The sequence below is a fragment of the Sphingomonas sp. NPDC079357 genome (assembly GCF_044901155.1).
In the GTDB taxonomy this organism is placed as follows: domain Bacteria; phylum Pseudomonadota; class Alphaproteobacteria; order Sphingomonadales; family Sphingomonadaceae; genus Sphingomonas.
Genome location: NZ_JBJDOM010000004.1, coordinates 29,382 through 43,718, shown reverse-complemented (window position 1 = coordinate 43,718; position 14,337 = coordinate 29,382). Strand labels below are relative to the sequence as shown.

Here is a 14,337-nt window from a genome sequence, read left to right as displayed (position 1 = left end):
AGTATTTGACTGTCCCATCTTGCGGTGTGCGGCAGCGGTCAGCCGCGCCACGCCGGCGCGAGCCGCGCGTCCAGCAGCGCCGCAAAGCGATCGACCGGGCACAGCCGGGTGCAGCCTGGTACCGTCATCGGCGTCGTCGTCACGCGCCTGCCCAGCCGCGCCAGCTCGGCGGGGGTCTGGGTTCGGTAGGATAGGCGCACGAACCGCGCACCCGCGCTGTCGCGGAGCACTTCCATCACCAGCGCACCCGCCGGCGCGGTGTCGTTGCGCGCATAGCCGGGCGAGACGAGGTCGACCCCCAGCGCCGCCGCGAGCGCGGTGACGTTGGTGTCGTGCCCGACCAGCAGGTCGAGCGCCGGGCCGTCCGGCGCGGTCAGCGAGGCGAGCACGCGCCGCCCGAGCGGCCCGGCCTGATGCGCGGCCATATAAGGCGCGCGGGTGAAGACGTCGAACAGCGCGGCGTGCAGCCGCCCGATCCGCGCCAGCACGTCGGGGGTCGCGCGGCCCCAGCCGGGCTGCGGCATCCCCTCGGCGGCCTCGAGCAGCAGCACCTGCGCGATCCCCGAGGTGCGGCGGATCGGACCGTCCAGCTCGATCCCGCGGCCATCGGCGGTGGCACGCACCGCGGCGGGCGCGCCGGGGCTGCACGTCGGCTGCGCGCACGCCAGCACGCGGTCGAGCAGCCGCAACTCGGCGGCGTGCTTCGCCACCAGCCGGTCCATGCCGCCGGTGAACCTGTCGATTGAGGCGATCGCCTCGGCGGCGCGGAAGTCGGTGGTGTGGGCCCGGAGCGCCTCGAACAGCGGGTCCACCGCGCCCGCTGCGCGGTGCCCGATCGCGATGGCGCAGCCGGGGGCGAAGCCCGCGACGAAGCCGGTGCCGCTGTCGATCGTCCGCTGGCTGACGTTGGTCCACACCCGCACGCGGCCGGGCGCGGGGCAGCCGGTCGCGGGAAGCACGCCGCGCGCCGCGAGCCACGCGCGGTCGGCGCGGCCGCGAACCGCCATCGCCTGTGCGCCGTGGGGCGTGATCTGTTCGGCGGCGACCGGCCAGCGCGGCCACGGCGCGGCGGTCAGCGTGCCGGCGGGAACCTCGCCGTCGATCGGTGCGCGCACGCCGTGGCGCATCACCATAACCACCCGCTCGACCTCGGGGCTGGGGCTGGCGCTCGCGAGGGTGGGGATGAGCGCGAGGGCGAAGGCGAGCAGGGTGCGGGCGAGTGTCATGGCGTGGTCCTTCAAGCCGTTGCCCCGGCCTTGCGCCGGGCCCCGCTTCTGACCGAACGTCGCAGAAGAAGCGGGGCCCCAGCGCAAGGCCGGGGCAACGGGAGGGCGGAAGTGACGGGTGCGCTTACCGCGTCATCGTCAGGCTGATCTGGAAGACGCGGCCGGTCTTCAGATAGCCGCCGTTGCGGTCGTTCGAGATGTATTTCTCGGACTTGCCGACCGTCGTCCAATAGCTGGCGCTGTCGAGCAGGTTGCGCGCCGACACGCCGATCTCGAGATGATCGGTCGCCGCGAAGGCGAGGCCGAAGTTCAGCTCCTTGAGCGGCTGGACCCAGATATCGGGCTGCGTGTCCTGTACGGTCGCCAGCACGCGGCCGGTGTAATTGTACCACAGGTTCGCGCGCATCGGCCCGGCGGCATAGAACAGCTCGGCGTTGTAGATCAGGTTGGGCGCCTGCGGCAGCCGCGAGGTGCGGATGTCGTTGGCGGCGATCTGATAGGTCGCCTCGGTCGTCTGCCACGTCACGTTGCCGCCGACGCCGACGCCGCTGAGCAGCGGTGAGGTGACGAGGTCGCCGATCGTGAAGCGGCCCGACGCTTCGATGCCGGTCGCCTTGCCGGTGCCGCCGTTGTTGGGGCGCGTGTACTGGATGCCGTCGATCGTCTGGCCGGCGCTGCGCACCGCGGTGGGGACGAGGATGTTCGTCAGATCCTTGTGATAGACCGCGACCTGCGCATAGCGCCCGGTGCCGCCGTAATATTCGATGCCGAGGTCGTAGCTCCACGCCTGCACCGGCTTCAGGTTCGGGTTCGGCTGGCTGATCGCGGTGATCACCGACTGGCCGGTCGTCGGATCGATGTCGCGCGTGATGCGCGTCGGACCGGCGAGCTGGTCGAATGCCGGACGCGCATAGCTGGAGCGCACCGCGCCGCGCACCACGAAGCGCTCGTCGGGGCGCCACGCCGCCAGCACGCTGGGATCGACATGGTCGTAGCGGCGACCGGCGTTGACGAAGCGCGCGCCGTCCGCGTCGGACAGATAATAGCGCGCCGAGAATTTGTTGTCCTCGTAGCGGACGCCCGGCACCAGCTCGAACGTGCCGGCGGCGAGCGTCGCGGTGGCGTAGAGCGCCTTGCGCTGCTCCTCGCCCTGCAACAGCCCCTGGTTGATCGTCGCTTGCGACACCGCGACCGACGGCACCAGCAACCGCGCCTGGCTGTCGAGCTGCGCGCGCGACAGCACCTTGATCGGGCGGACCGGATAGTAATCGAGGAAGTCCTTGAGGACGTAGCCCAGATATTCGTTGATCGTCGGGCCTGTCACCGTGCCGCTCTGGAGCGGGGTCTTGAACCTGTAGCGCGTCGCGTCGGGCGCGAGCGAGCGGCCGGTGCGATCCGCATCCTCGTACAGCCCACCGATCTCGACCCGGCGCAGCACGCCGTCGCCGTCATGCCCGATGCTGGCGCGCAACGTCTTCTTCTGCTCGCTCAGATAGTCATAGCCCTGCTGGACGTAGAGCTGCGTCGGGCGGTCGAGCGACGCGACATAGGCCTGCGCGCCCGTCGACAGCACCGGACGCGGCGAGATCGGGTTGGACAGGTCGACGCTCCACGCCTCGGTCGCGGTGCCGCTCTGCGTGGCATTGCCGTAGGCGATGCCGCGGAACGCCGCCTCGATGCGGCTCGGCTGGTCGAAGCGGCCGTCGGCATAGGCCCCCTCCAGCGCGGCGGTGAAGCCGTTCCAATGCGCCTTGGCGCCGAGCTGCGCGGAGAACAATTCCTGCTCGACGTCCTCGGTGCGGAAATAGCTCGCCGGGTTGACGCCGACCGGATTGTAGACCCCCGCCGCGCTATAGGCGGTGGTGGTGCCGCCGTTGTGCGCCTGCTTCGGGTTGGGGCTGGTCTGGCCGCTGGTCAGCTCGTTGCGCAGCCCGGTCTGGTTCATCGTATTGGTATTGAGGTACGTCGCATAATTGACGCGTGCGTACAGGTCGAGCGCGTCGGTGCGCATGTCGAGCGAACCGCTCGCGCCGTACCGCTTGATCTTGTTGTTGTAGAAGTTCCACTGCACGCCGTCCGCCGACAGCGCATCGCCATTGGCGCGCGCGGTGCCGACGTTGACCTTGGTGGTCTTGTAATCGTTCTGCACCGCGGTCGATTCCGCGGCATTGGCACGCTCCTCGTAATAGCCCGCGAGGTAGAAGCCGAACTGCTGCTCGGCACCGAAGCGCCGCGCCGCGTCGATCCCCATCGCGCCGCCCCACGCTTCCTGCTGGCGGTCGAGCGCGAGCCCCGCGCCCTGCGCCAGCACGCGGCCGCGCGTGAAATTGGTGCTGAAATCGAACGCGGTCGGCGTGCGCAGGTCGATGATGCCCGCGATCGCATCGGCGTCACGCGCCGCGCCCGGCGTCTTGTCGACCACCAGCCCGCCGATCGCGAACGGCGAGAACAGGTTGAGCGAGATCGCGCGCCCGCTGCCCGCGGTCTGCGGCAAGCGCACGCCGTCCAGCGTATAGGCGTTGAACCCGGCGTCGAAGCCGCGGATCGTCGCATATTGCGTCTCGCCGGTCGCGCTCTGGTTGCGGCCCTGATCGCGCGCCACCGACACGCCGGGCAGCCGCCGCGCGAGATCGGTGACGTTGGTCTGCGAGTTGATCGCGACGTCGCCGGTGGTGATGATGTCGACCACGCCGGGCATGTTGCGCTCTTCGGCGAGCGCGCTGCGATCGCGGCGGCCGTTGATGACGATATCGCCGGTCAGCACCTCACTGGTCGTCTGTCCCGCGGTGTCGGGTGCGTCGGGTGCGCGCTCCTGCGCGACGGCGGGCAGGCTGAGCGCGAGCGCCGAACAGGTCAGCAGCTGACGGACGCAGGACGAACGACGCCGACACCACCGGACACCCGGCAGCGGAAGATGCGAGAACATGGAACCCCCGATATGATGTGCTTATGGGCGGCAGAAGCCGCGTCGGCGTCGCGTTAAAGCCGGCCTGCGACGATTCGATGACACCAATCTATAACTTTTATGAATCCATCGCTGTGCGCCGCCGCAGTGGCGGAACATTGGCCATTGACGCTGCGCCGCAGGAGGCTTTGAGCAACGCCATGGCGCTGTTCGCTTCCCCGTCGTTCCGCGTGCTGCTCGCGCGCCAGCGCCGGCGGTTGCGCAAGAGCGAGGCGGCGTTCATCGCGCTGGCGGCGGTCGCGGGCGCGGTCGCCGGGCTGCTCGCGATCGCGCAGCAGCTGCTGGCGCACGGGCTGCAGAGCCTGTTCTACGGCGTCAGCGTCAACCGGCTGAGCGCGCTCGGCGCGATCCACCATCCGTGGCGGTTGCTCGCGCTGCCGCTCGGCGGGCTGCTGCTCGTCGTGCTGACCGCGGCGCTGCGCCGCCGCGTGCCCGCGCCGCTCGACGTCGTCGAGGCCAATGCGCTGCACGGCGGGCGCATTCCGCCCGCCGACAGCCTCGCCGTGTCGGCGCAGACGATCCTCTCCAACGGCGCGGGGGCGTCGGTCGGGCTCGAGGCCGCCTATGCGCAAATGGGCGGCGGCGCGGCGTCGCTGCTGGGCGTGTGGCTCGGGCTGCGGCGCAACGACCTGCGCACCCTGGTCGGGGCGGGGGCGGGCAGCGCGATCGCCGCCGCGTTCGGCGCGCCGCTGACCGGCGCCTTCTATGCGTTCGAGATCGTGATCGGCACCTACAGCCCGGCGACGATCGCGCCGGTGCTGGCGGCGTCGCTCGCCGCGGTGTCGCTGTCGCACGCGCTCGGCATCGCGCCCTATCTGATCGCGACCACCGCGACGCCCGCCTTTCCGCTGTCGCATTATCTCGCCTTCGCGGTGCTGGGGCTCGCGTGCGCGCTGCTCGGCATTTGCATCATGCGGCTGGTCGCGGCGGTCGAGCAGGCGACCGCGCGGCTCGGGCGCTGGACGAGGTGGCGGCCGGTGATCGGCGGCGTGTTGCTGATCCCGCTCGCGCTCGTCTCGCCGCAGACACTGTCGGCGGGGCATGGCGCGTTGCACCTCGACCTCGTGCTGCGCCCGACGATCGCCTTCCTCGCCACCGTGCTGGCGCTCAAGATCGCGGCGTCGGTCATCTCGCTGGCGTTCGGGTTCCGCGGCGGGCTGTTCTTCGCGTCGCTGTTCCTGGGGTCGATCGTCGGGCAGATCTTCGCGGCGGCGCTCGACCATGTGGTGCCCGGGCTGGCGATCGACCCGCAGGATGCCGCGCTGGTCGGGATGGCGGCGCTGAGTGTGTCGATCGTCGGCGGGCCGATGACGCTGTCGATCCTGATGCTGGAGATCACGCACGATTTCGCGCTGATGGGGGTGGTGCTGCTCGCGACATTGCTGTCCAGCGCGGTCACGCGCGAGCTGTTCGGCTATTCCTTCTCGACCTGGCGGCTCCACCTGCGCGGCTCGCGGGTGCGCAGCCCGCGGGATATCGGCTGGACCAGCGACCTGCCCGCCGGGCGGATCATGCGCCGCGACGTCGTCACGGTGCCCGCCAGCCTCACCGTCGGGCAGTTCCGCGCCGCAGTGCCGCTCGGCACCGCGACCAAGGTCGTCGCGCTCGATGATGAGGAGCATTACGCCGGCATCCTCGCCACGGCCGCCGGCCACGCCAGCGACGTCGCCGCCGAGACCCCGCTCGCCGGGCTGCTCACGCTGCAGGACGTGGCGGTCACGCGCGCGACCCCGATCGACGTGCTGCTCAAGGCGTTCGACAGCGAGGTCGCCGACGAGATCGCGGTGGTCGACGACGAACGACGCGTGGTGGGGATCGTGACCGAAGTCTATGCGCGCCGCCGCTATTTCGAGGAACTCGACCGGCGCCAGCGCGAGATCTTCGGCGAGCGGTGAGGGATGGGGCGGACCGTCGTCGCTGCCCACCGGCCCTCGACACCGGCGCGCAACGACGACGCGGTCACGGCTTGCGCCGCAGCGACCAGATGACATTCGCCAACGCGGTGAGGATCGTGGCCACCGCCAGCAGCACGGGCGTGTCGATCATCATGACTCGACCTCCTTTCCTGCTGCCACCTCAGCAGGTTAGGGGCATGTAGGAAAGAACAAAAACGGAACAAAGATTCTCCCCTTCCTTTCAAGGGAGGGGTCGGGGGTGGGTGGCGTGCTCGTGGTACGGTCTACCGGCACCCCCACGGCAACCGTACCACCCGGACGCCACCCACCCCCAGCCCCTCCCTTGAAAGGAAGGGGAGATGCGGTCAGCACCCTCTCACCAGCGCTACCACCCGCGTCGCATCCATGCCCCCGTCGCGCGTCGCGCAGACGCGGCCGCGCGCATCGGTTGCGATCGCAAAGGGCAGCCCTGCCGCCCGCCCCAGCGCATCGGTGCGGTAGCGGCGTACCTCGCCATCGGGCGGCGTCCAGCGATAGGCCTCGGGCACGCGTCGCCACATCGCCGCGGCGCGCGCGCCGTCCTCGACCATGAACACCCGCACCGCGCGCGGGCGCGCCGCCGCGGCGATCGTATCGAGCCGCGCCAGTTCCGCATGGCACGGCGCACACCACGGCGCGATCAGCAGCAGCACGCTGTCGGCGGGATAGCGCGGCGTGTCCGCGACCGGCGCGGCGGCCCCGAGCGCCAGCACCAGCGCCGCCAGCCGCAGCGGGCTACATCCCCCCTCGACAGCGCGCACGCGCCGTGATGTGTTCGCCGGAGCAACGGGAGGGTTCATGTCGATATCTTTGCTCGCGCTGGCGATCGCCGGTCAAGCCGCCGCGCCCGCCGCAGCCGCGGCGCCAGCGGGCCCGCAGGCCTTGTTCGACGCAGGCAGCACTGCCGCCTCCGACGGGCGCTGCGCCGAGGCGGTGCGCTATTTCGACCAGCTCGAGGCGAGCGGGGCGACGAAGCGCAACGCGCTGCTCGCCGCGACGGTCGACGTTCGCAAGGGGCGGTGCCTGCTCGACGGGCCGCGTGCCGCGGAGGGCAAGGCGGCGCTCGCGCGCGGGTTGCCGCTGCTCCGCGGGAAGGGCGAGGACTTCGCGGGCGACGTCTATGAGGCGCAGATGGCGCTCGGGCGCCGGGCGCAGCGCGACTTCGACTATGCCGCCGCGGCCACCGCCTATGCCGACGCCGCCGCGCAGTCGAAGGATGCCGCGCGGATCGCGGCGCTGCTCCGGGTGGCGCAGATGACGATGTTCGACCACGACGGCCGCGCGCTGGCTGCGGCCGACGAGGCGCTGCGGCTCGCCGCCGCATCCGATCTCGGCAAGAAGAACCTCGCCGCGGTGCAGACGATCCGCGCGCGCGTGCTGCTCAACGAGGGGCGCGCGAAAGACGCCTATGCGCTGCTGAAGGACAGCCTCACCAAGCAGGGCGGGCTCACCAATCGCGTCGGCGCATCGGACATCGCGACGCGATCGGACCTCGCGATCGCCGCGCTCAAGAACAACGACCGCGACAATGCGCGCATGTACCTCGCCTATACCGGCGCGGGGCGCGTCCAGAACACGCCGTTTACCTCGCACGGCGCGATCGAGCCGCCGACGTGCGGGGAGGGCGGGCTGACGCCGGAGGACGAGGCGATCGTCGAATTCTCGATGGAGGAGGACGGCCATGTTTCGGGGGTCGCGCCGATCTATGCCACCGGCGGGCGTGACAAGGCGCTCGCCTTCGCACGCGCGGTCAGCGACTGGTCGTGGCGCGCGGAGGATGCCGCGAAGATCCCGCCGTTGTTCCGGGTGGCGACGCGGGTCGAGATCCGGTGCGTCGTCGCCGATCGCGCGCCGGAACTGATCAAGCCGCTCGCCGATGCCGCGGAGGCGTGGCTGGCCGAAAAGGGTGCGGGCGCGCCGGCCTGGGCGGATCGCGCCCCAGCGGTCGCCTTGCCGATGCAGCGCGCCGCACTGACCGCCGCGACCGCGAGCGGCGACCGTCTGCACCAATTGCAGGCCGCGCTGGCGGTGGGCAAGAACCCGGTGAAGGCGGACGCCGACAAGGCAAGCGCCTATGCCACCGCCCGCGCCGCGGTCGACGCGCTGGCGGCGCCGACGGCGGTGCGCGGCTATATCGATATCGAGGACGACACCAGCAGCGACCGCAGCAAGCCCGAAACCGAGCGCAAGCGCTTGCGCGCGTTGCTGGCGCGCCCCGATCTGGCGCGCGATCCGTTGACCGCGGCGACGCTGCGGCTGCTGATCGCGCAACCGGTCTTCACCACGCGCCCGCCCGCCGACGCCGATGCGTTGCTGCGCGCGGTTGCCGACGAACCGTCGTTCCCGACGCAGCATCCGCTGAAGATCGCCGCCTTGTTGCAGCAGGCCAATCTGCTCGCGGCGAAGGGCGATCTGGCGGCGGCGAGCGGCGTGTTCGCACGCACCGGGCTGACCGGCGAGCAATGTTCAATGCTCGGGCTGCAACCCGCGATGAAGCGCGCCGGCTTCGGCCCGAGCAGCTATCCCGCCGAGGCGATCCGGATGGGGTTCGAGGGCTGGGTGCGGATCGCGTATGACATCGCCGCGGACGGCCACACGGTCGCGCCGCGCAGCGTGATCGCCTATCCGCCGTTCATCTTCGACGAGGCGGCGGCCGGCATGGTCCGCGACACCCGCTACACCAGCACCTTCCGTCCCGAAGGCGCGCTGGCCTGTTCGGGCGAGCAGCAATCGGTGCGCTTCCTGCTGCCGGGCGGCGTGCCGCCGGCGTAAGGAAGGAGGGCAGCGGAGTGCAATGGCAGGCAGAATGCAATTGCGGCCAGCTTCGAGCGAGCTGCACCGGCAAGCCGGACCGCGTCTCCGTTTGCCACTGCACAAACTGCAAGCGTCGGACGGGCAGCGCCTTTGCGTGGAATGCGAGCTTTCCTGCCGAGGCGGTGAAGACGGTGGGCGACCGCCATCGCTTTGCGCGTGTGACCGACGCCGGTCGAACCAACGTCTACTACTTCTGCCCGACCTGCGGCGCGACGGTCTTTTACGATGTGGAGATGCGTCCCGGTATGATCTCGGTGCCGGCAGGGGCATTTGCGTCGGCCGACTTTCCTTCACCCACGGTGCAGGTGTTCGACCAGCGTCGCGTCGCCTGGTGCATCATCGACGCGGAATAGGGCGTGTTCCGCGCTGCGATCACCGCTGTCACGCCTGAGCCCCAAAAACGCTGCCGGGCGTTCCCGACCCATGACCACCCTGATCCCGGTGCTGGGCGACCAGCTCACCCACACGCTTGCCTCGTTGCGTGACGCGGACCGCGCCGGAGCGGTGGTGCTGATGATGGAGGTGTGGGACGAAGCGACCTACGTCCGCCACCACAAGAAGAAGATCGCGCTGATCTTCTCCGCGATGCGCCATTTCGCCGCGGAGCTGCGCGCCGATGGCTGGACGGTCGACTACGTCGCGCTCGACGCGGCCGACAACACGCACAGCTTTACCGGCGAGGTCGCGCGCGCGGCGGTGCGCCACGATGCGCGCGTGATCCGCACCGTCGCGGGCGCCGAATATCGCGTGCGTCAGGCGCAGGATGACTGGGGCCTGCGCACCGGCTTGCCCGTGGAAATCTTTGAGGACGATCGCTTCATCTGCCCGCTGCCCGATTTCTATGCCTGGGCGCAGGGGCGACGCGAGGTGCGCATGGAATATTTCTACCGCGACATGCGCCGCCGCACCGGCTTGCTGATGACCGCCGATGGCAAGCCCGAGGGCGGCAAATGGAACTACGACCACGACAATCGCGACACGCCGCCGCGCGGGGTGAACTATCCCGCCCCCGAACGCTTCGCCCCCGATGCGATCACCAACGAGGTGCTGGCGCTGGTGGCGAAGCGCTTCGCGGATCATTTCGGCGATCTGGCGCCGTTCGCGCTGCCGGTGACGCGCACGCAGGCGCTGAGCGGGCTCGATCATTTCATTGCCGCCGCGCTCCCCGATTTCGGCCGCTATCAGGATGCGATGATCGCGGGGCAGGATTATCTGTTCCACAGCAGCCTGTCCTCGAGCATCAACCTCGGATTGCTCGGCCCCATCGAGGTCTGCGAGGCGGCGGTCGCGGCCTATGAACGCGGCGACGCGCCGCTCAACGCGGTCGAGGGGTTCGTGCGACAGATCATCGGCTGGCGCGAATATATGCGCGGCATGTACTGGTGGGACATGCCGCGGCTGGCGACGCGCAACGCGCTGGAGGCGAAGCGCCCGCTCCCCGATTTCTACTGGACCGGCGAGACCGACCTGCGCTGCCTCGCCGAAAGCGTCGGCCAGACGAAGCGCGAGGCCTATGCGCATCATATCCAGCGGTTGATGGTGCTCGGCAATTTCGCACTGCTCGCCGGGATCGATCCGCAGGCGGTGTCGGACTGGTATCTGGTCGTCTATTTCGACGCCTATGAATGGGTCGAGATGCCCAACGTGATCGGGATGAGCCAGTTCGCCGACGGCGGCGCGATCGCGTCGAAACCCTATGTGTCGAGCGGAGCGTATATCGACCGGATGTCCGATTATTGCGGGCGTTGCCGCTATGACGTGAAGAAGAAGACCGGCGAGGGCGCGTGCCCGTTCAACGCGCTCTACTGGGACTTCCTGGCGCGCCACGAGCAGCGCTTCGCGGGCAATGCGCGGATGCGGAACATGTACGGGACGTGGGGGCGATTCTCCGAGGAGAAGCGCGCGGAATATCGCGCCAGCGCGGCGGCGTTCCTCGACACGCTGACGCCGGCAGAGGAAGGATGGGCCCGTATTTCAACGAAGTGAAATACGGGTGAGACATTCGTTAAAATCCCATTGACGCTATCCCCAGGACAGGACAGTCTCCGTCGAAACCTCCTTGGGGGAGACGGGAGTGGCGGCAGGGTATCGGTCGGGGGCAGGGATCGCAGCGGCGTCGTCGCTGGCGTTGCTCGCGGCCGAGGCGGGCGCCCAGCCTGACGCCGCGAGCCCGCCTGCCGCTGGCCAGCCTGCCGCGCCCGCTGCGGCTAACATCGCGCCGTTCTGGCAGGATATCACGGCGCTTGGCGTCACCTGCCTCGTCCACACACCGCGCGGCATCGATACCGGCGCGCTCCACGACCGGTTGTGCGCCGCGGTCGCGACCCAGGCGGCGAAGGGTGCGCCGGTGCCCGTTGCCGCCGCGCCGCTCGGCAGCGCGACGCTGGCGGCCGGGCGCGTGACGTTGCTGGTGCAGGCGACCGTCATGCCCGTCAACGGCGCGGACGCGATCGCGCTGACGCTGCGCCCGTTCCGCAACACCGCAGAATCCGGGCAATTCTTCGCCGCCGCCCCGCGCATCGTCGCGGGCGGCGATGCCGCGGCGCTCGACCGGGCGGTCGCGGCGCTGCTCGCCGATACCCTGCCCTGGCAGGCCGGCAGCAAGCCGCGCGGGCGGCTGCTGCCCAACGACCGACCACCGCGATCGTAACGCGGGGCGCTTCACCACCAGACCATCATCGTTGAGAGCAAAAAGAGGGGAATCGGGTTTATGGCGATTGGAAATGCGGCCGAGATCGAGCGGCTGATCCAGCATTCGGACCATCAGACCGAATTGCTGAAGGGCGTGGCCTGCACCTGCCCGGCGTGCACCGGCGGGGTGCAGAAGGACGTCGGCTTCGTTGATCCGCTGGCGGGGCTCAAGCTGACCGCCGAGCACGGATCGGTCGACTATCTCGCCGGCACCACCGCGGCGAACGGCAAGGCGATCTGGTCGGCGGACCAGATCGCCGCCTATCTGAACCGCTCGGGCGCGAGCTGGATCGGCGGCAGCGATCCGGGCCGGCAGAGCGACAGCAACCTCAACGAGATCACCTTCGGCTTCCACACCTCGCAGGAAGAGCTGGCGAACAACGGCTATTCGTATCGCTGGACCGACGGCAACACCTATTATTTCGACGAATATTACAACTTTGCCGGCTTCTCCGCCGAGCAGAAGGACGCCGCGCGGCTGGCGATCAGCTTCTGGGACGATGTCGTGAAAGTGTCGTTCAAGGAAGTCGACACGCCGTATCGCGCCGACATCGCGTTCGGCAATCTCGCCAATGCCCCCAACACCCAGGCCTATGCCTATCTGCCGCAGGGCACCGTCTATGCCGGTGACGCGACGGTCAATGGCGATATCGAGCGCGTGGTCGGCGACGTGTGGATCTCGGCCAGCCAGGCGAGCAATTTCCAGCTCACGCCGGGCGGCTACGGCCTCAACACGCTGACCCACGAGCTGGGCCATGCGATCGGCCTGTCGCACCCGGGCAATTACAATTTTGGCCCCGGCTTCGCGGTCAACTACGCCAACGGCGCCGAATATTACCAGGACGCGCGCAACTATTCGATCATGTCCTACTGGAACCCGGGCGCGATCGGCGCGGGCGACATCGACTGGAACACCATGGCCTATGCCTATGGTGGCACGCCGATGATCCACGACATCCTGGCGGTGCAGAAGATGTACGGCGCGGATACCACCACGCGTACCGGCGACACGATCTATGGCTTCAACTCGACCGCCGGCAAGTCGGTGTTCGACTTCACGATCAACAAGGCGCCGATCGTGACGATCTGGGATGCCGGCGGCAACGACACGCTCGACGCCTCGGGCTATCGCACCAACCAGGAGATCAACCTCAACCCGGGCTCGCTCAGCAGCATCGGCGGCGTGACGATCGAGGAAGTGCGCGAGCGGCTGTCGTTCGCTCAGGTCAACGCCAATCGCGCCGCGCTCGGCTATGGCCCGATCGATCAGGCCAGCTATGACCGGCTCTATGCGCAGCTGATCAGCGGGCAGCGCAATCTGGCGCTGACCGACAACGTCGGCATCGCCTATGGCGCGACCATCGAGAATGCGGTCGGTGGCAGCGGCAACGACACGATCATCGGCAACAGCGTCGCCAACCGGCTGGACGGCGGCGCGGGCACCGACATCGTCAGCTATCGTGACTCGGCGGACGCGGTTGCGGTTTCGCTGCTCACCGGGCGCGGCACGGCGGGCGATGCCAAGGGTGACATCTACCTCAATTTCGAGGGGATCGAGGGCGGCCGCGGCAACGACACGCTGACCGGCGACAATGCCGCCAACACGCTGATCGGCGGCGCGGGCGCCGATACGCTGATCGGCAACGGCGGGTTCGACACCGCCAGCTATCGCACCTCGACGATCGGCGTCACCGCGTCGCTGATGTCGAACACCGGCAGCGTCGGCGATGCCAAGGGCGACAAGTTCGTGAGCATCGAGGCGCTGGAAGGCGGTCGCGGCGACGACACCTTCTACGGTTCGAACAATGCCGACACGCTGACCGGCAACGCCGGCAACGACAAGCTGTTCGGCAATGGGGGCGACGACACGCTGTTCGGCGGCGCCGGCGACGACGTCCTCTACGGGCATGACGGCAACGACTGGCTCGACGGCGGCACCGGCAATGACCAGCTGTACGGCGGGCGCGGCACCGACACGCTGTACGGTGGCGACGGTGACGACATCCTCGACGGCGTGTTCGACGACGACGTGCTGTTCGGCGGCGCGGGCAACGACACGCTGCTGGGCGGCGACGGCGACGATCTGCTGATCGGCGGCAGCGGCAACAACACCTATACCGGCGGCTATGGCGCGGACGTCTTCCGCTTCGTCAGCCTGGGCGTGAAGGACACGATCAAGGACTTCACGCGCGGCGTCGACAAGATCGACCTCAGCCAGCTCGACGCCAAGACCGGCGGCGCGATCGATCCATTCAAGTGGCTCGGCGACGGCGCCTTCACCAAGACCGCCGGCGAGCTGCACACGGTGCGCGTCGACGGCCTGAACTATCTGGAAGGCGATGTGGACGGCGACGGGATCGCCGACTTCTCGATCCAGACCAACAACAAGATCGTGATCACCGACATCATCTTCGGCTGATCCGGGCGCACGCGGGCCGATCGGCCCACGCGCGGTAAAACGAATCACGGCGCGGGGGCTCAATCCCCGCGCCGCTTTTCGTCGGGGTTGGCGACACACCAGTAACATCCACGAAGGGCGAAGAAATTTTCCAATCGTATCAAAAGGTTTTGCGAATAAAATAGATTGGTATTGTTAAAACATCCGCCTGGTGTCAGCCTTTTGCTGCTGAGGCCGGGGGGATTAGCCAGTCAGACGAACAAGCCAGCCGAAAAGGCGGCGAGGCAGGTCCCCCCGGACGCTCGGGAA

General features: G+C 69.0%; 9 protein-coding genes. 6 read left to right on the top strand and 3 right to left on the bottom strand.

What is annotated here, in order from left to right; translation table 11 throughout:
* Positions 1-38: 38 nt before the first annotated feature.
* Both ACI2JO_RS13320 and ACI2JO_RS13315 read right to left on the bottom strand, forming a co-directional pair.
* Positions 39-1,226, bottom strand: coding sequence for a histidine-type phosphatase (locus ACI2JO_RS13320; protein ID WP_404721180.1), 1,188 nt, complete (start codon positions 1,224-1,226; stop codon positions 39-41).
* Positions 1,227-1,350: 124 nt separating this feature from the next.
* A complete protein-coding gene (locus ACI2JO_RS13315) occupies positions 1,351-4,152 on the bottom strand; it encodes a TonB-dependent receptor (RefSeq protein ID WP_404721179.1) in 2,802 nt (933 codons plus the stop codon).
* A gap of 179 nt (positions 4,153-4,331) precedes the next feature.
* On the opposite strand from ACI2JO_RS13315, the gene ACI2JO_RS13310 reads away from it, so the two are divergent.
* Positions 4,332-6,086 (top strand): chloride channel protein, encoded by a 1,755-nt coding sequence (locus tag ACI2JO_RS13310; protein ID WP_404721178.1) that lies wholly within the window; start codon positions 4,332-4,334, stop codon positions 6,084-6,086.
* Positions 6,087-6,451: 365 nt separating this feature from the next.
* On the opposite strand, the gene ACI2JO_RS13305 is transcribed toward ACI2JO_RS13310, so the two are convergent.
* Positions 6,452-6,925: a hypothetical protein gene (locus tag ACI2JO_RS13305; protein ID WP_404721177.1), complete on the bottom strand. Its 474-nt coding sequence runs from the start codon at positions 6,923-6,925 to the stop codon at positions 6,452-6,454.
* Here ACI2JO_RS13305 and ACI2JO_RS13300 point away from each other — a divergent pair.
* The 5 genes from ACI2JO_RS13300 (at position 6,924) to ACI2JO_RS13280 (ending at position 14,049) form a co-directional block, all read left to right on the top strand.
* Complete coding sequence (locus ACI2JO_RS13300; RefSeq protein ID WP_404721176.1) at positions 6,924-8,897, top strand: energy transducer TonB; 1,974 nt, start codon at positions 6,924-6,926, stop codon at positions 8,895-8,897. The genes ACI2JO_RS13305 and ACI2JO_RS13300 overlap by 2 nt on opposite strands.
* Before the next feature lie 17 nt (positions 8,898-8,914).
* Positions 8,915-9,292 carry a GFA family protein gene (locus ACI2JO_RS13295; RefSeq protein WP_404721175.1) on the top strand — a complete coding sequence of 126 codons (378 nt, stop codon included), beginning with the start codon at positions 8,915-8,917 and terminating at the stop codon, positions 9,290-9,292.
* Between the two features lie 70 nt (positions 9,293-9,362).
* Positions 9,363-10,925, top strand: a complete 1,563-nt coding sequence (locus ACI2JO_RS13290) for a cryptochrome/photolyase family protein (RefSeq protein WP_404721174.1) — start codon at positions 9,363-9,365, stop codon at positions 10,923-10,925.
* Positions 10,926-11,013: 88 nt separating this feature from the next.
* Positions 11,014-11,589, top strand: a complete 576-nt coding sequence (locus ACI2JO_RS13285; RefSeq protein WP_404721173.1) for a hypothetical protein — start codon at positions 11,014-11,016, stop codon at positions 11,587-11,589.
* A gap of 60 nt (positions 11,590-11,649) precedes the next feature.
* Complete coding sequence (locus tag ACI2JO_RS13280; protein ID WP_404721172.1) at positions 11,650-14,049, top strand: M10 family metallopeptidase C-terminal domain-containing protein; 2,400 nt, start codon at positions 11,650-11,652, stop codon at positions 14,047-14,049.
* Positions 14,050-14,337: the final 288 nt, after the last annotated feature.